The organism is Clostridiales bacterium (assembly GCA_017569285.1).
Classification (GTDB): Bacteria; Bacillota; Clostridia; order Christensenellales; family Aristaeellaceae; genus Aristaeella.
The window spans coordinates 1,819,191-1,836,445 of record CP069419.1 but is presented as its reverse complement, the minus strand read 5'-3'; the positions used below and the strand labels follow the sequence as shown (position 1 = coordinate 1,836,445).

Genomic DNA, 17,255 nt, shown 5'->3' with positions numbered 1-17,255 from the left:
TCCTTCATTTCCTTACGCTGAAAACTTGTATCCCACACCGCGCACGGTGTAAATCGTCCAGCCGTACTTTTCGCTGTCCGGCAGCTTTTCCCGCAGGCGCTTGATATGCACGTCCACCGTGCGGCTGTCCCCGAAGAACTCGAAGCCCCATACCTGCCGCAGCAGCTGCTCCCGCGTGAACACCTGGTTCGGATGGGAGGCCAGGAAGTACAGCACCTCCAGCTCCTTCGGCGGCATCTCGATCTTCTTTCCTTCATAATGCACGTCGTATTCCGCAATGCTCACCGTGAGCGCCGGGAAGGAGATGTCGGTCGTCTTCTCTTCCTCGCCGCCCTGGGCCCGGCGCAGCACCGCCTTCACGCGGGCCACCATTTCCTTGCCGTCGAAGGGCTTGGTGATATAGTCGTCCGCGCCCAGCTCCAGGCAAAGCACCTTGTCGAAGGTTTCGCCCCGGGCGGTGACCATAATCACCGGGATATTCCCGCTGCGGCGCACGGTCTTCAGCACCTCGTAGCCGTCCGCGCCGGGCAGCATCACATCCAGCAGGATCAGGTCCGGCGGGAGCCGTTTGAACTCCGCGATGGCCGCGTTTCCGTCCGCGGCGGTGCGCACCTCAAAATTTTCCTTTTCCAGGTACAGCTGCTCCAGGCGGCTGATATTCGGATCGTCATCCACAACCAGGATTTCGGGTCTGTCCTTCATATGCTCTCCTGCCTCACTTCAGCGTGACCACGGTCACTCCGTCCTCGCCCTCACCGTACATGCCCCGGCGGAAGCTCTTCACATGGCGGTTCTTGCGCAGGTCCTGCTGGATGCCCGCGCGCAGCACGCCGGTGCCCTTGCCGTGGATGACGTACACCTCGTTCAGCCCGGCCAGCACCGCCTCGTCCAGGTACAGGCCCACTGCGGTCAGCGCTTCCTCCAGGCTCATGCCGCGCACGTCGCACTCGGAGGAAACCGTACGGGTCATCATGCCGGTTTTCGCCTTCACGGTGGTGCGCTCCTTTTTCGGCGCTTCCTGCGCCATGCGCAGCTGGGAAAGCGGCGCCTTGAACTTCATCGCGCCGGCCTGCAGGGAAACCTCGCCCTTTTCGTCCGGCGGCGCGAGCACCACGCCCTCCGCCCCCAGCGTCAGGATGCGCACGCGGTCGCCCGCCTTCACGGTCTTCGGCGCCTCGTTGCCGTCGTCGTCCGCCGGGCGGATGCCCTCGGACAGGTCGTCGATGCCGCGGTCCAGCTTCCGCTGCAGCTCCGCGGCGGACAGGCCGCCCTCCGCGGCGTTCTTCTTCATCTTCTTCAGTTCGGAGATAATGCTGTCGCTCTCGCGGCGGGCTTGCTCCAGGATCCGCTTCGCTTCCTCGCGGGTCTTGCGCAGGGTTTCCGTGCGCTTCGCCTCCATCTCACGGCGCAGCGCCTCGGCCTCATCCCGCAAGCGGATCGTTTCCTTTCCGGCCTCCTGGGCAATCTGGCGCTCGCGCTCCGCGATCTGCCGGTGGTATTCCGCGTTGGCGATCACGTCCTCAAAACGTACCGCGTCGCCGCTGAGCAGCTTCTTCGCCGCGTCGATCAGGTTTTCCGGCAGTCCCAGCCGGCGGCTGATCTCAAAGGCGTTGCTCTTGCCCGGTACGCCGATGGACAGCCGGTACGTCGGCCGCAGGGTTTCCACGTCGAATTCCACGGAGGCGTTCTCCACGCCCTTGGTGGTCAGCGCGAACACCTTCAGCTCGCTGTAGTGCGTGGTCGCGATGGTGCGCACCCCGATGTGCAGCAGCCGGGTCAGGATGCTCTGCGCCAGCGCCGCGCCCTCGGTCGGGTCCGTTCCGGCGCCCAGCTCATCAAACAGCACCAGGTCCCGCGGGGTCACCTCGCGCATGATCTTCACGATGTTCGTCATGTGGCCGGAGAAGGTGGACAGGCTCTGCTCGATGCTCTGCTCATCGCCGATGTCCGCGAACACCTGCTCGAATACCGCCAGCTCGGTGCCCGGGTCCGCCGGCACCTGCAGCCCGGCCTGGGCCATCAGGGTGAACAGGCCAACGGTTTTCAGCGTAACGGTTTTGCCGCCGGTGTTCGGACCGGTGACCACCAGGGTGTTGAAGCCTTCTTCCTTGTTCTTTTCATCTTCGGGAGTATCCGCAGCCTCAGTCGGCGCGACTCCGCCCCGCGGAGCTCGCTTGCTTCGGCTGACCTCACCTCTGTCGGAATTTCCGCCACCGGCGGTCGACAGAGGTTCGCCCAACCAAAGGGTCTCCGGCACCACCTTTTCCGGATCGATCAGCGGATGGCGTCCGCGCACGATGTGCAGGTAGCCCCGGCTGTTCATCTTCGGGGAAACACACATCCACCGGCGGCTCAGCAGGCCTTTGGCGAAAATGAAGTCCAGCTCGGACAGCAGCGATACGGTTTCCGCCAGCGAATCAGCATAGGGCGCGACCTGCGCGCTCAGCGCCGCCAGGATCCGCGCGATTTCCTGCTGTTCCTTCAGCTCCCACTGCTTCAGCTCGTTGCCCATTTCCACCGCAGCCATGGGTTCCACAAACACCGTGGCCCCGGAGGACGACTGGTCGTGTACCAGGCCGGGCACGTTCGCCCGGTATTCCGCCTTCACCGGCAGTACATACCGGTCGCCCCGCATGGTGATGATCGGATCCTGCAGGTATTTCTGCATCGCGGCGGAGCGGATCATCTGGTTCAGCTTGTCCTTGATCCGGTCCTGGGCGCCGCGCAGGTGGCGGCGGATATTCATCAGCTCGGAGCTCGCGCGGTCCGCGATCTCATCCTCGGACAGGATCGCGTCCGTAATATCCTTTTCCAGGTTGCGCGCGATGAACAGCCCCTCGGCTTTCTGCTTCAGGATGGGGGTATTCTCCCGGTCAGTCACCAGCGCGTCCCGCGCGGTGCGGGAAGCCCGCAGCGTTTCCGCTACGCTCAGCAGCATACCGGCGGACAGCGTTCCGCCCTTCGCGCACACGGACAGTGCCGGGCGGATATCCGGGAACGGCGCCATCGGGTGGCCGCCGACGTATTGCAGCACCACCGCGGCCTCTTCGGTTTCCGCCAGGGCGTTTTCCGCCTGCGGCAGTTCGTCATACGGCACGAGGGCGCGGCACAGCTCCGCGCCGCTTTCCGTCAGTGCACCCTCCGCCAGGATTTCGCGGATCCGGGTAAACTCCAGCACCCGCATGGTTCTTTCAGCAATCATATTTCCTCTCCGTTATTCCACCGGCCGGGCCCAATGGCCCGCGGTGGATTTCATTCCGGTTTTCCGGTATTCCGCAAAGGCGTCCAGTACGCGCCCCGCTTCCTCCGGGGTTTCATCCGTCAGCTCCGCGCAGCGGAAGTGAACCTCCCGCCGGTCGGTATTCTCCGCCGGCAGCATATTCAGCAGCCGTACCAGGCACCCTTCCGGCAGCAGCAGGCGCAGCAGCGGGAAGCTGTGGCCCAGGCGGTCCTCCAGCGACGTGCCGGCCAGCGCGTCCGCGCTGCGGGTATCGCACATCCGGCAGTCCCGATGCCCCCGGTCCAGGCCCAGGTACGTCCGCGCCGGGCAGTGGTGCAGCAGCATCAGCTGCGTCCGGCCGTATACGTTCACCGCAATCGGCGCATTCCCGGCGCACAGCACCGCCAGTTCCTTCCCCGTAAGCTCCGGGGAGGCCGTGACGAATTCGCACCCTTCCTCCAGCAGCAGCGCCGCCGCCTGGCGGTTCATCACCGGGATACCGCTGCCCGCGCCGTACGGCACCGGCCAATCCATGCCCAGCTGGCCCACCGTGCCCAGCACAACGCCGCCCAGCTTTCCGCGGTACTGTTCCACAACAGCATGGATCATCTCCAGCGTATTCTGTTCGCACACATCCGGCAGGCGCAGCCATTCGCCGGGCGCCATTCCGTCCAGCAGGGCTTCCAGCGCTTCACGCCTCCAGTCCTCCGGATACCGGATCACCCGGAATCCGCGCGCCGCGGCGGCTTCCGCCTGGGCATCCGTCCGAACGGTGACCATCGGCGGGATCTCCCGCCCCGGGAGGTTAACCGCCGGGATCTCCCCGGCTGCGCCGGTGTCCGGGGCGAACGCTTCCGCCCGCTTTTCCTCCAGCGCCGCAAGCGCCTCGCGCCGGACGCGGTTGATTTCCGACACCGGCACAAACGCGCCTTCCGTTTCAATCTCAATCCGGCCGGGGTCAAACATCGTTTCCCCGGTTTTGCGCAGGCTGCGTTCCAGCTCCGCGGCTTCCGCCGCACGGGTGCGCGCCGCCTGCACCGGTTCCCCGGATACGGTCACAAACACTTCCCCGTCTGTCGCCGTCAGCGAAAGCGGTTCCCCGGGCACGGCCCGCAGGAACAGGTCCGCCGTGAAACGGCGTTCCGGAATGCCGGCCGCTTCGCGCATCTGCACCGCGTCCGTCAGGCGGACCACCCGGTCCCCGGCCCGGGCGGAAACGTCCTCCCGCAGGCGCAGCGACGCCGTACCGCCGGCCGGCGTATCCTTCCCGGAATAAATCATGTCCGGCCCGGTCGTTTCCCGGCGGACGGCCAGCTGGTCCCCGTCATGCAGGTCCTTTGTGAGGCGGATGCGGGCAAAGCGTTTGTCCGCCTGCTCCACCACGCCGATCTCCACGCCGCTGTGGCGGGGAGAGGACGGGTCGATCACCCCGGCATCTTCGCAGCCGAAGGCATACCCGCGCATGAACCCGCCGCGGTTGTAAATCTGCAGCAGGCCTTCCCGCTCCGCGGAACCCGCGGGGCGGAAGTTCCCCGCCGCCAGGCTGTCCAGCCCCCGGCGGTAGGAGCCGGCAACCACCGCGGCATACTCCGGGCGCTTCAGCCGGCCTTCAATCTTCAGGGAGACCGCCCCGGCGGCCTCCAGCTTTTCCAGGTCATCCCGCAGGCACACGTCGCGCGGGCTCAGCCACGCGCCGCGCTTTCCGCGGTACACATATTCACCGCGGCAGGGCTGGGCGCACCGTCCCCGGTTGCCGCTCCGCTCCCCCGCCATGGCGCTCATCAGGCACAGGCCGCTGACGGCGACGCACTGCGCCCCATGGCCGAATACCTCAATCTCAATCCCGGCTTCCGCGCACTTCCGGATTTCCGCCAGGGAGCACTCCCGCGCCAGCACAGCGCGGCGGATTCCCTGCCGGGCGCACCATTCCACGCCTGTCCGGTTATGGATGGCCATCTGCGTGCTCGCGTGCACGGTGAGATCCGGGCACATCCGCCGGATCATGCGCAGGATACCCATATCCTGTACGAGCACCGCGTCCGCCTTCACCTCGCGCAGCAGGCGGATGACCTCCGCCACCTCCGCGAGCTCCCCGTCCTTCACCAGGGTATTCAGCGTCACATGAACCCGGATATGGCGCGCATGGGCATAGCGGACCGCATCGGTCAGCGCTTCCCGGTCGAAGTTGCCGGCGCCCGCCCGGGCGCTGAAGGCGGCATACCCCAGATAGACCGCGTCCGCCCCGGCGGCCGCCGCCCTTTCCAGCGCCGCCCGGCTTCCCGCGGGAGCCAGATTTTCCATACGCTTATTTCTCCTGCTGCTTTTCCATCTGCCGGCGCAGGGCGCGGTTTTCGTCCTGGGCCTTCATCAGCTCTTCCGCCAGGTTAAAGCAGGCCAGCACGGCGGTCTGCCCGGAGGGCAGGTTCGTGACCGCCGCGGTCTCCCGCAGCTGCCGGTCCACATACTCCGCGATGCGGCGCACATACTCCGGGCCGTCGGACGACACCAGCGTATAGGGCTTTCCCGCCACCGTCACTGTATACTTCCGCTTCTCCATGGTTTTCACGCTCCTGCCTGTACTGAAAAGCGCGGAAAGGGCTTGCCCCCTTCCGCGCTGGTTCTCGGTTCGTCACATCTGGTCAAAGGGATACACCTGGCCAAAGGTGTCCACCCGGATCGACGCCATTTCCTGGGGCTCCAGGGGCTTGTCGGACCGGTCCCGCGGCGTGTTGACGATATCCTCCGCCACGTCCATTCCCTCCAGCACCTTGCCGAAGGCGGCGTACTGCCCGTCGAGATGCGGGCTGTCGCTGGTCATGATGAAGAACTGGCTGCCCGCGGAATCCGGCGCCATGCTCCGCGCCATGCTCAGCACGCCGTAGGTGTGCTTCACGGGGTTCGGCACGCCGTTGGCGGCGAACTCACCCTTGATGCAGTACCCGGGGCCGCCGAAGCCCATTCCCTTGGGATCGCCGCCCTGGATCATAAAGCCGGGAATCACCCGGTGGAAAATCAGGCCGTCATAGAAGCCGCTGTTCGCCAGCGCAACGAAGTTCCCCACGGACTGGGGCGCCGTTTCGGGATACAGCTCGCCTTTCATCACGCGGCCGTTACGCATCGTGATGGTAAATACCGGATTCTGCGCCATTGCAAAGTGCCTCCTTCTGCACCGGTGGAATATATCTATTATATGCGTATTTCCCGCGCGTGGCAAGTATTTTGACAACCGTCCGGAAAGCCGCTATAATGTAATCCGCTTTTTGAACCGGTACCGACCGTGCCAGGAAAGGACTTTCCCCGCCATGATGATTGTGCATCCCCAGGCGCCCGTGAACGGGCTGAACCCGGAAGACGTGTTCTACGCCATAGATGATCTCGGCGCGCAGGCCGGCTATGGCTTTATCCTGTACCAGCAGCAGCCCGGGCTGTATCCGGACTGCCCTGTGAACATGTATTTTTCCATTGCCGGGGATCCTTCCGCCCGGTACCTGCTGTTCGGCGCGCTGGTAGCCCGCGCCCGGGTGCTGCAGAACGTGAATCCGCAGCTCCGCGCCCGCCTGTACACCGGTATTGCGCCGGATGACACCCAGCTGAAGGACTTCTACCTGCACAACGGGTTCGACTGCGACGAGACGGACCAGGTGGTCGAGCTGTCCATCCCCTACGGGGACGGGCGGATCCCCATGAGCTGCACCGTCGCGATGACGCCGCTGCACACCTGGGACGAGCAGAACAGCCTGATCTACCGCCTCCAGATGAACGATATTTCCTTCATCGACATGAACTACCTCAACTCAATGATGCGCATGCCCCGCTTCCTGACGCTCGGGCTGTACCGCAACGCCGTGCTGATCGGCGAGGCAATCCTGGCCGGCCAGGGACAGGACGCGGAGCTCGCGGCCATCTACATCGAGCCGTCCAGCCGCGGCCAGGGCATGGGCAAAGCCCTGCTCCACCGGTCGCTGGCCATCATGGCGGCGGAAGGCGTCACCCGGGTGACCGCCCGCACCATGAGCCGCAGTATCCCCCAGCAGCGCCTGATGAACGACTTCGGCGCCCGGGTGATCGGCGTGAATATGATCTTCCCCGGCATGTATCTCAACTGAGAAGCCGGATTGTGTTTTACCCCGCGCGGAGTCCGTTTCCGCGCGGTTTTTTTATGCCTTTCGTTTGCGCATGAAGTATTGACGAAAAAAGGGCGGAAGGCTATAATTACTTCATCTGTGTTTCGAAGGAGGATACGATCGACATGAAATCTGGTAATAAGCGTACCGGCAGTAAAAAAAGCGCTGTCGCTGCGCTGTGTGTCGTGCTCGTACTCACGATCCTTATCGGCGTGATCGGGTTTACGGGGCTTGCGATTCCCCCCAGGGGACTGTACAAGGTACGCTCCTGGCTGCCCACCGCCGATTCGGAAAAATGGCCCGAATCCCTGTCCCTGGGTTTGGACCTGCGGGGCGGTATGTATGTGGAATACTCCGGCGCCGCGCCTGAAGGCAGCGAAGCCAATTTTGACGACCTGGTTGAAGGCTCCATGAGCATCATCCGGGCCCGCCTGACCGACCGCGGCTTCACCGAAGCCAACGTCCAGCGCATCGGCACGGACGGCATCCGCGTGGAGGTTCCCGGCGTGCAGGACGATTCCGTCCTGGACCTGATCGGCGCCGCCGCCAAGATGCGGTTCCTGGATCCCGAAGGCAACGAGTTCATGACCGGCGATAAGGTCAAGAGCGCGCGCGCCGTGTATGACGAAGACGGCAAGCCGGTTATCTCCTTCTCCCTGACGGATGAAGGCGCGAAGATCTTCGGCGAAATGACCGCCGCCAACATCGGCAAAAACCTCATCATCGAGCTTGACGGTGTGACCCTGGTCAACGCCACCGTCCAGTCGGCGATTCCCGACGGAAACGGCCAGATCTCCGGCAACTACACGCCTGAAGAGGCCATGAACACCGCCGCGAAGATCCAGTCCGGCGCCCTGCCCCTGGAACTGACCCAGCAGAAGGTGGACAAGGTGTCCGCCACGCTCGGCCAGGATGCGGTGTCCACCTCCGTTACCGCCGCGTTCATCGGCATCCTGCTGATCATGCTGCTGATGATCCTCCGCTACCGGCTCAACGGCGTGATCGCCTCCTGGGCCCTGTGCATCTACATCATCGTGCTGTTCTTCCTGATTGCCCTGTTCAAGATCCAGCTGACCCTCCCGGGCCTGGCCGGCGTGGTACTCGGCATCGGTATGGCCGTTGACGCCAACGTCATCATCTTCGAGCGTTTCAACGAGGAAGCCCGGAAGGGCCGCTCCGCGAAGGCTGCCGTGAAGGCCGGCTTCAAGAACGCCATGTCCGCCGTGCTGGACGCGAACGTCACCACCCTGATCGCCGCCATCGTGCTGCTGATCTTCGGCACCGGCTCCATCCAGGGCTTCGCCCGGACGCTGCTGCTGGGCGTTATCGTATCCATGCTCTCCGCCATCCTGATCACCCGCTTCCTGATGAACCGCTTCGTCAACGCGGGCTTCACCGGCATCAACCTGTATACCAAAGTGAATGCTGAAAAGGAGGGTGAGCAGTAATGGTGATCAAGAATCGCTCCCGCATCTGCCTGCTCATTTCAGCGGCAATTATCATCGCAGCCCTGCTGCTGACCGTCTTCGGTCACGGCATCAACCTCGGCATCGACTTCGAGGGCGGCCTGTCCATGCAGTATGATGTGAAGACCGCGGTCAACAAGGCCGTGATCGAAACCGCGCTCGACAAGATGGACGTCGGCTCCTATGTGGTAAACGTCCAGGGCGCAAAGGACAACGAAATCAACGTCCGCATCAAGGACGTCGCGAAGGACGACATCCAGAACCTCCAGGCCACGTTTGAAAACGAGATCAAGGCCGAGTATCCCGAAGCCGAATCCATCGGCGACGTGAGCTACGTCGGACCCGTGGCCGGCGCCACCCTGGTCCGCAACGCGGTGGTCTCCGTGCTGCTGGCCTCCCTGCTGATGCTGATCTACATCGCCATCCGGTTCGACCTGAACTCCGGCCTCTCCGCCGTGTTCGGCCTGATCCATGACGTGCTGATCATGCTGAGCTTCATGGTCATCTTCCGCTCCTTCATCCAGATGAACTCCTCGTTCATCGCCGCGGCGCTGACCATCGTCGGTTACTCCATCAACAACACGATCGTGATCTTCGACCGCATCCGTGAGAATGCGAAGAAGATGCCCACCGCCCCGAAGGAAGAGGTTACCAACGTCTCCATCCGCGAGAGCCTGGGCCGCACGATCTGCACCACCGTCACCACCCTGATCACCATCGTGGCCCTGTGCATCCTGGGCGTCGCCTCCATCCGCGAGTTCGCGCTGCCCATCATCGTCGGTATCCTGTCCGGCGTCTACAGTGCCAACATGATCAACGGTTATATCTGGGCCTGGCTGGAAGAAAAGCGCAAGGCCCGCAAGGCGGCAAAAGCCTGATTCTGACTGTCCATCCGGAGGGGCTGTGTACGCGCAGTCCCTCCTTCTGTTTTTGATTGTATTGCTTCAGGCATGAATTTACATCAGTTGCCTTAGCTTGCAGCTTTCCAAGACCGACAATGTTCGGCCGGACGCCGTCTGTAATTCCGCCTCAGACACGCTCTCGCTGTATTCGTCACGCAGCGGTGCTAAGCTCTGTCTTCTCCGTTCGCTCAATCGTCGTACAGACGACTTGGAGCGTCGTCTGTACTCGTTTCGCGCTAACAAACTCGAGTCGCTTCTGCTTCGCAGACAGCCCACTGGGCTGACGCTTCTCTCGTTTGCCTGCGGCTCGCCAATCGCCAAGCACCGGCGGCCTCATAACGTCTTCGGTCGGAACAACCGGCACTGGTCCGGACTAATGCAGCTTGTACCTCCGGAATTTCGGGTACAGTTCCGAACGAGAAGTACCATTACCCCCTCTATTACCCCCTGAAAGGATTACACATGCTGCGATTTGAAAAGCGTCCCGCGCCGGAAGGCGCCGAATCCCGTCCCGGCGGGGACTGGCTGGATGAGCTGCTGGCCATCCGGGGAATCGACACGCCGGAAAAGGCGGAAGCCTTCCTGCACCCGCGCCTGGAAAACCTGTACGACCCCTTCCTCCTGCAGGACATGGACAAGATCGTATCGCTGATCCGGGAGGCAGCGGCCAACGGCACCCGGATCATGGTCTTCGGCGACTATGACGCCGACGGCATCTGTGCCGCCGCAATCCTCTATGAGACACTGCGGGAAGAGGGCGCGGACGTCACCTGGCGCCTGCCCTCCAGGCACGCGGAAGGCTACGGCCTGAACGAAGCCGCCGTGCGGGAAGCTGCCCGGGACTGCGGCATGCTGATTACCGTGGACTGCGGTATCGCTGGGGTGGACGAGGTTGCCCTCGCAAAATCCCTGGGGCTGAAGGTGATCGTAACCGACCACCACGCCCTGCCGGAAAAGCTTCCGGAGGCGGATGCCGTGACCAATCCCCTGCTCGGCGGATATCCCTGCCCGAACCTGTGCGGCGCGGGCGTGGCGCTGAAGATCTGCCAGGCGCTGCAGGGCATGGCCGGTGTGGAAAAACGGCTGGACCTTGCGGCAATCGCCACCGTGGCGGACGTCGTGCCGCTGCTGGATGAAAACCGGATTATCGTGGCGAAAGGGCTGAAGCGGATTGAAGGCTCCGCGCGGCCCGGACTGCAGGCGCTGCTGCGCGTTTCCGCCACCAACCCGCCGCTGCGCGCGGATCATCTCGCCTTCCGTATCGGACCGCGGCTGAACGCCGCCGGCCGGCTGGAAAGCGCCGATATCGCCGAACAGCTGCTCCTGACCCGGGACACAGAGGAAGCGGAGATCCTTGCCCATCACCTGGAAGACCTGAACGGCCGGCGCCAGCAGATGGAGCGGGCGACCACCGCTGAAGCGGACAAACAGGCACAGGGACGGGCGGATTTCGATACTTCCCGCGTGCTGGTTGTTTCCGGCGAGGAATGGAACCCCGGGCTGATCGGCCTGACGGCCGGACGCCTGTGCGAGAGATACCACCGCCCCGTGGTGGCGCTGAGCATATCCGGCGATACGGCCACCGGCTCCTGCCGGTCCGTTCCCGGCGTGAATATCTTCGAGATGCTGAAGGCCTGCGAAGACCTGCTGGAGCGCTATGGCGGCCATGCCCAGGCAGCCGGCCTGACGCTGAAGACGGAAAACATCGAGGCATTCCGGGAAAAGCTGGACAGGGTGGTCCGGGAAAACAGCGATCCCGCCTGTTTTGACCAGGTGAAGGAATACGACCTGGTGCTGCCCTTCCGCACATGGACCCCCGCCGCGCTCACCCGCCTTTCCGCCCTGGAGCCCTCCGGCTGCGGCAATCCGCCGCCCGTGTTCCTGCTCACCAGCGTATCGGTGCAGGCCATGCGGCGCGTGGGAAAGGATATGACCCACCTGCAGATGCAGCTGCTGTCCGGGGATACGATGCTCAAGGGCATCGGCTTCTCCATGGGCGCCGCCGCGGACACCGGCTGGCAGGAGATCGATATCCTCTACAAACCCGTGCTGAACGAGTTCCGCGGAAAAATCTCCGTGGAAGCGCAGGTAACCGCCCTGCGTCCGTCGAAATAGTTATTTTCCCCGAATTTATGATGAAAGGAGGCTCGCACGATGGCATTCGCACAAAATGAACCCATGAACCTGGAGCAAATGCTCAACCGCGTCCGGAAATACCACCCGGGCGAAGGATACCAGCTGGTGGAAAAGGCGTGGAAGTTTGCGGAAAAAGCCCATGAAGGCCAGGTCCGCAAATCCGGCGAGCCTTACTTTACCCACCCGTGCATCGTCGCATCGATCCTCACCGACCTGATGATCGACCCGCCGACCATTGCCGCGGGCCTGCTCCATGATACTGTGGAGGATTGCGAGGGCATCACGCTGGAAACCATCCGCACGGAATTCGGCGAAGAGGTTGCCGACCTGGTGGACGGCGTAACCAAACTGAACCGGCTGGACTTCGCCAACCGCGAAGAGGCCCAGGCCGAATCCCTGCGCAAGATGATCCTGGCCATGTCCCGGGATATCCGCGTCGTGCTGATCAAACTGGCGGACCGGCTGCACAACATGCGGACCCTCCGCTTCCAGCCCGAAGACCGCCGCCTGGCGATTGCCCGGGAAACGCTGGATATCTATGCCCCGCTGGCCCACCGCCTCGGCGTTTACGCCGTGAAGCAGGAGCTGGAGGACCTTTCCCTCAAGTACATTGATCCGGAAGGCTACCAGCGGATCGTTCACCTGGTAGGCCAGAAGCGGACCGAGCGCGAGGAGAGCATCCGCCTGGTGATCGACGAGCTGTCTGAGCGGCTGGACCAGCAGCATATCCACTACGATATCGACGGCCGGTCCAAGCACTTCTATTCCATTTACCGGAAGATGGTGCTGCAGCAGAAGTCCTTTGACCAGATCTATGACCTGATGGCCATCCGCGTCATCGTGGACACCATTCCCGACTGCTACACCGTGCTGGGAATCGTGCACACCCTGTGGAACCAGGTGCCCGGCCGGTTCAAGGACTATATCTCCGTGCCCAAGGCCAACATGTACCAGTCGCTGCACACGACGGTGGTCGGCGGGCGCAAGATCCCCTTCCCCTTCGAGGTGCAGATCCGGACCTGGGAGATGCACCGCGTGGCGGAATACGGCATCGCCGCCCACTGGCGCTACAAGGAAGGCTCCTCCCGCGAGGACAACCTGGACCACAAGCTGTTCTGGGTGCGGCAGATGCTGGACTGGCAGACGGAAACCCGCGACTCCCGCGAGTTCCTGGATACGCTGAAAACCGACCTGTTCTCCGAAGAGGTCTTCCTCTTCACCCCCAAGGGCGACGTCATTTCCATGCCCAAAGGCGCCACCCCGCTGGACTTTGCCTACCGGATCCACTCTGCCGTCGGCAACCAGTGCGTCGGTGCGCGCGTGAACGGGCGCATGGTGCCGCTGGACACCACCCTGGCCACCGGCGACCGGGTCGAGATCATGACCTCCGCCTCGTCCAAGGGCCCGGGCACCGACTGGCTCCGCATCTGCAAGACGCCCCAGGCCAAAGCGAAGATCCGCCAGTTCCTGAAAAAGACACTGAAGGAAGAGAACATCGCCCTCGGCCGGAGCATGATTGAAAAGGAATGCGCCCGCCGCGGCGTCCATATGAGCGATATCGTCAAGCCGGAATACTATGACGGAATGCTCAAAAAGTACGGTTTCCAGGAATTCGACGATATCTGCGGCTCCGTCGGCTACGGCGGAATGGCCGCGGTTTACGTGGTCTCCCGCCTGATTGAGGAGCAGAAGGCCGGCGAGGAGACGGCCGCGCCGCCCGTATCGGTCAACGACATCGTATCCACCGAACAGCGGCTGAGCCAGCGCCGAGCCAACCACGGCATCGTGCTGACCGGCAACGAGGACCTGGATATCCCGGTCCGTTTCGCCAAGTGCTGCAGCCCCGTTCCGGGCGACGAGATTGTCGGGTACATCACCCGCGGCCGCGGCGTCGTGATCCACAAGGCGGAATGCGCCAACGTCGCAGCCGGCGAGCAGGAGCGCCGCATCCCCGTGGAATGGGCCATGGAGAACGAAGGCAGCACATTCTATACCAACATCACGATCCTGGCGTATGACCGGATGAACCTGCTGGGCGAAATCGCCAACACCATCGGGGAAAACAACGTCTCCATCCGCGCCGCGTCCATCCAGGCCAGCGACAAAACCAAGATCTCCACCCTGAAGCTGACGCTCGACGTCCACTCCCGCGAGGAAATGGACCGGGTCATCAGCGCCCTGCGGAACAAGAGCGACATCCTGGATGTCTACCGTTCCAACCAGTAAACCGAAAGAAGGAACCTGCCCATGCGTTGTGTTGTCCAGCGGGTAACCGAAGCCTCTGTGACCGTGAACGGGGAAACCGTCGGCGCGGTCGGACCGGGGCTGATGGTGCTGATCGGCGTGTCCACGGAGGACACCGACACAGACCTGAAGTACATGGCGGACAAGGTTCCAAACCTGCGGATATTCGACGATGAAAACGGCGTGATGAACCGCTCCGTGATCGACGTGGGCGGCAGCATCCTCGCCGTTTCCCAGTTCACGCTGTACGGCGACACCCGGGGCGGCCGCCGGCCCTCCTACATCCGCGCCGCGAAGCCGGATGAGGCCAACGCCCTGTACGAGCGCCTGGTCGCCGCATGGCGCGCCAAAGGCATCCATGTGGAAACCGGCCGGTTCCGGACGGAGATGAAGGTCTCCCTCGTCAACGACGGCCCCGTCACCATCCTCATCGACAGTGAAAAGGCATTCTGAGCATATGATCATCAAGGAACTGACCGTGGGCAGGGTCGCCACCTGCTGCTACGTCCTCTCCAAAGAGGACCGGGACGACTGCATCGTCATCGATCCCGGCGATGAGGCGGAACGCATCCGGAAGGCGGCCGGCGGCAAAAGGATTGCCGCCATTTTGCTGACCCACGGCCATTTTGACCACATCGCCGTCGCCGGCGCGCTGATGGACGAGGGCACCCGCCTGATGGTCCATGAGCTGGACGCGCCGCTGCTCAGCGATCCGGAGCGCAACGTCTCCCTGCTGTTCGGCGGTCCGGCTGTGACGGCGCCGAAGCCCACCGACCTGCTGCGCGAAGGGCAGGAGCTGACCGAAGCCGGACTCGGCATCCGGGTGCTGCACACCCCGGGGCACACCCCCGGCGGGGTCTGCTTCCTCATTGAAGGCCACCTGTTTACCGGGGACACGATGTTTGAGCACGGCTGGGGCCGCACCGATTTCCCCGGCGGGGATGAGCACGCGCTGTTTGCGTCCCTCCGCCGCCTGATTCCCATGGTAAGGGACCAGCAGATTCCCTTCCACCCGGGCCATGACGCGTAAATTATAGGAGTTTCCCGTATGCCTGAACTGACCTCCGCCCTCGAAACCATCCGGCCGGAGCTGATGAACGTCACCCGGCTTTTTGGCTTGCCCGAAAGCGTGTGGGACGAACCGGTCCGCTACCGGATGAGCACAACGGAAACCCCCGAAAAGTATATTGTCACCTTCACGGACGGCACGGATTCCGCCACTGGGGAAACGGAAATCCCCTCCGACCCGGATCCGCGGGTGCAGGCGCTGCACCGCCGCCGGGCTGCGCGCCGGCTGTGCAAGCAGACGCTGTACGACCTGTGCCGCAAAACCACCGGCATCCATCCCCCATGGGGCAGCATGACCGGCGTCCGCCCGACCCACCTGATGCTCGAAGCCCTGGCGGAAGGCCTCACGCCGGAAGAAGCCATCAACCGGATGGTGGAGCGCTTTGACGTCCTCCGCCCGAAGGCGGAGCTGCTGGCGGAGATCGCGCTGACCCAGCGGAAGCTTCCCGTGCCCGGGGACCGGTGGATCGACGTATACATCGGCATCCCCTTCTGCACCACGCGCTGCGCTTACTGCTCCTTCTCCTCCGGGGAGATCGGGAACGGGCGCCTCGTCCCGCCGTATATGGACGCGCTGGAAAAGGAAATCCGCGGCTGTGCGCAGATCCTCCGCCGCAGCGGGCGGACGCTGCGCGCCCTGTATGTGGGCGGCGGCACGCCGACCGCCCTGCCGGAGGATGATTTCCGCCGTCTGATGGCGCTGATCGCGGAATGCTTCCCCGGTGCGCTGGAATACACGGTGGAAGCCGGACGGCCGGACACCATTACCCGGGAAAAGCTGCGCGCCGTCCTGGACGCCGGCGTCAGCCGGATCTCCATCAATCCCCAGACGATGAACGACCGGACGCTCCGCGTGATCGGCCGGGCGCATACCGCCGCGCAGGTGGTGGACGCATACCGGCTGGCCCGGGAGGAAGGCATCCCGCATATCAACATGGACGTCATCGCCGGGCTTCCCGGGGAAAACGAGGAGGACTTTGCCCGCACGATGGAGGCGGCCCGCGCCCTGCGGCCGGAAAGCCTGACTGTGCATACCCTGGCCATCAAACGTTCCTCCCGCATGAGCCTTGAAAACGCGCCCCTGCCGGACGGGGAAATGACCGCCCGCATGGTCGCCATGGGCATGGAGACTGCCCGCTCGCTGGGCCTCGTTCCCTACTATATGTACCGGCAGAAATACATGGCCGGCAACCTGGAAAATACCGGCTATGCCCTGCCCGGACATGCCTGCCTGTACAATGTGGACATGATGGAGGAAACCTCCCACGTCCTCGCCATGGGCGCCGGCGGAATCTCCAAGCGGATCTGGCCGGAGGAAGGCCACATCACCCGCGCGCCGAACGTCAGCAACATTGAGGAATACATCCGCCGCACGGATGAGATGCTCGAGCGCAAACGGGAAATCTTCCCGGAAGCATAAACTGATCATTTTTTTCTCCCGCAAAGCTTGCTGTTTTGCGGGTTTTTCTATTGATCTACCCGTTTTTGAAAAAAAATATAGGAAAATTTTCAAAAAAGCCAAAAAGGCTGTCCACTTTTGGCCGGTTTTGTGTTTATATATATGGGTTGGCCGACAGACAGCCCTACAAACTCCTGCTGCCTGCCGGAGAACAATCCAGAATAAAGGAGAAATGAAGCCCATGTCCCGATCCAAAGTACTCTGCCTGGTTATCTGTGTCCTGCTCTTTGTCCTGTCCGCAGTGCCCGCCCTGGCCAACGGTATCCGGGCCACCATCACCGTCTCCGGCGGAACCGTGAAAGGTACCTGTGCCGCAACGGTCGATGCCGGCTGCACCTCCACCACGACAATCTCCGTCCAGAAGAAAGTGGACGGCGTATGGCAGTACGCTGCCTCCGGCAGCGGAACGAAAACGGCTACCGCGACAGGCTCTACCAGCGGCGCTACGGAATTCCGGGCTACCGCGGTCCTGACGGTATACCGCAACGGTGTCCAGGTGGACCGGCTGACCGTCACTGCAAGCAAGTAAAGTTCGAGCTCGGTGAAGCTGCTGCAAACAGATCCAGAACATAGAAATTGAATCGTTTGCGGGAAAAACGAGTCCCGGCATGTGACATCCCCTGTGATTTGTGATAT

The 17,255-nt window shown here is 63.1% G+C and carries 14 protein-coding genes; 9 read left to right on the top strand and 5 right to left on the bottom strand.

What is annotated here, in order from left to right; genetic code table 11:
* Positions 1–12 precede the first annotated feature (12 nt).
* From JNO48_07800 to JNO48_07780, 5 genes are all read right to left on the bottom strand, one after another.
* Positions 13–702 carry a response regulator transcription factor gene (locus tag JNO48_07800; GenBank protein ID QTE67122.1) on the bottom strand — a complete coding sequence of 230 codons (690 nt, stop codon included), beginning with the start codon at positions 700–702 and terminating at the stop codon, positions 13–15.
* Between the two features lie 13 nt (positions 703–715).
* Entirely contained in the window at positions 716–3,202 is a 2,487-nt protein-coding gene (locus JNO48_07795; protein QTE67121.1) for an endonuclease MutS2, read from the bottom strand.
* A 12-nt stretch (positions 3,203–3,214) separates the two neighbouring features.
* Positions 3,215–5,521, bottom strand: a complete 2,307-nt coding sequence (locus JNO48_07790) for a U32 family peptidase (protein QTE67120.1) — start codon at positions 5,519–5,521, stop codon at positions 3,215–3,217.
* Positions 5,522–5,525: 4 nt separating this feature from the next.
* A complete protein-coding gene (locus JNO48_07785) occupies positions 5,526–5,777 on the bottom strand; it encodes a cell division protein ZapA (GenBank protein ID QTE67119.1) in 252 nt (83 codons plus the stop codon).
* A gap of 72 nt (positions 5,778–5,849) precedes the next feature.
* Entirely contained in the window at positions 5,850–6,368 is a 519-nt protein-coding gene (locus tag JNO48_07780) for a peptidylprolyl isomerase (protein ID QTE67118.1), read from the bottom strand.
* Positions 6,369–6,522: 154 nt separating this feature from the next.
* Here JNO48_07780 and JNO48_07775 point away from each other — a divergent pair, with 154 nt between their 5' ends.
* The 9 genes from JNO48_07775 (at position 6,523) to JNO48_07735 (ending at position 17,148) form a co-directional block, all read left to right on the top strand.
* Positions 6,523–7,326, top strand: a complete 804-nt coding sequence (locus JNO48_07775; protein QTE67117.1) for a GNAT family N-acetyltransferase — start codon at positions 6,523–6,525, stop codon at positions 7,324–7,326.
* 143 nt (positions 7,327–7,469) lie between these two features.
* Positions 7,470–8,792 carry a protein translocase subunit SecD gene (gene secD / locus JNO48_07770; protein QTE67116.1) on the top strand — a complete coding sequence of 441 codons (1,323 nt, stop codon included), beginning with the start codon at positions 7,470–7,472 and terminating at the stop codon, positions 8,790–8,792.
* A complete protein-coding gene (secF, locus tag JNO48_07765) occupies positions 8,792–9,688 on the top strand; it encodes a protein translocase subunit SecF (GenBank protein ID QTE67115.1) in 897 nt (298 codons plus the stop codon). Before secD ends, secF begins: the two co-directional genes overlap by 1 nt.
* 486 nt (positions 9,689–10,174) lie before the next feature.
* A complete protein-coding gene (recJ, locus tag JNO48_07760; protein ID QTE67114.1) occupies positions 10,175–11,827 on the top strand; it encodes a single-stranded-DNA-specific exonuclease RecJ in 1,653 nt (550 codons plus the stop codon).
* Positions 11,828–11,890: 63 nt separating this feature from the next.
* The gene (locus JNO48_07755) at positions 11,891–14,074 is read left to right on the top strand and encodes a bifunctional (p)ppGpp synthetase/guanosine-3',5'-bis(diphosphate) 3'-pyrophosphohydrolase (GenBank protein QTE69713.1); all 2,184 of its coding nucleotides are present in this window, start codon (positions 11,891–11,893) and stop codon (positions 14,072–14,074) included.
* A 21-nt stretch (positions 14,075–14,095) separates the two neighbouring features.
* Positions 14,096–14,545: a D-tyrosyl-tRNA(Tyr) deacylase gene (dtd, locus tag JNO48_07750; protein ID QTE67113.1), complete on the top strand. Its 450-nt coding sequence runs from the start codon at positions 14,096–14,098 to the stop codon at positions 14,543–14,545.
* 4 nt (positions 14,546–14,549) lie between these two features.
* Complete coding sequence (locus JNO48_07745; GenBank protein QTE67112.1) at positions 14,550–15,122, top strand: MBL fold metallo-hydrolase; 573 nt, start codon at positions 14,550–14,552, stop codon at positions 15,120–15,122.
* 18 nt (positions 15,123–15,140) lie between these two features.
* Positions 15,141–16,580 carry a coproporphyrinogen dehydrogenase HemZ gene (hemZ, locus tag JNO48_07740; GenBank protein ID QTE67111.1) on the top strand — a complete coding sequence of 480 codons (1,440 nt, stop codon included), beginning with the start codon at positions 15,141–15,143 and terminating at the stop codon, positions 16,578–16,580.
* Between the two features lie 220 nt (positions 16,581–16,800).
* Positions 16,801–17,148, top strand: a complete 348-nt coding sequence (locus tag JNO48_07735; GenBank protein ID QTE67110.1) for a hypothetical protein — start codon at positions 16,801–16,803, stop codon at positions 17,146–17,148.
* Positions 17,149–17,255 lie beyond the last annotated feature (107 nt).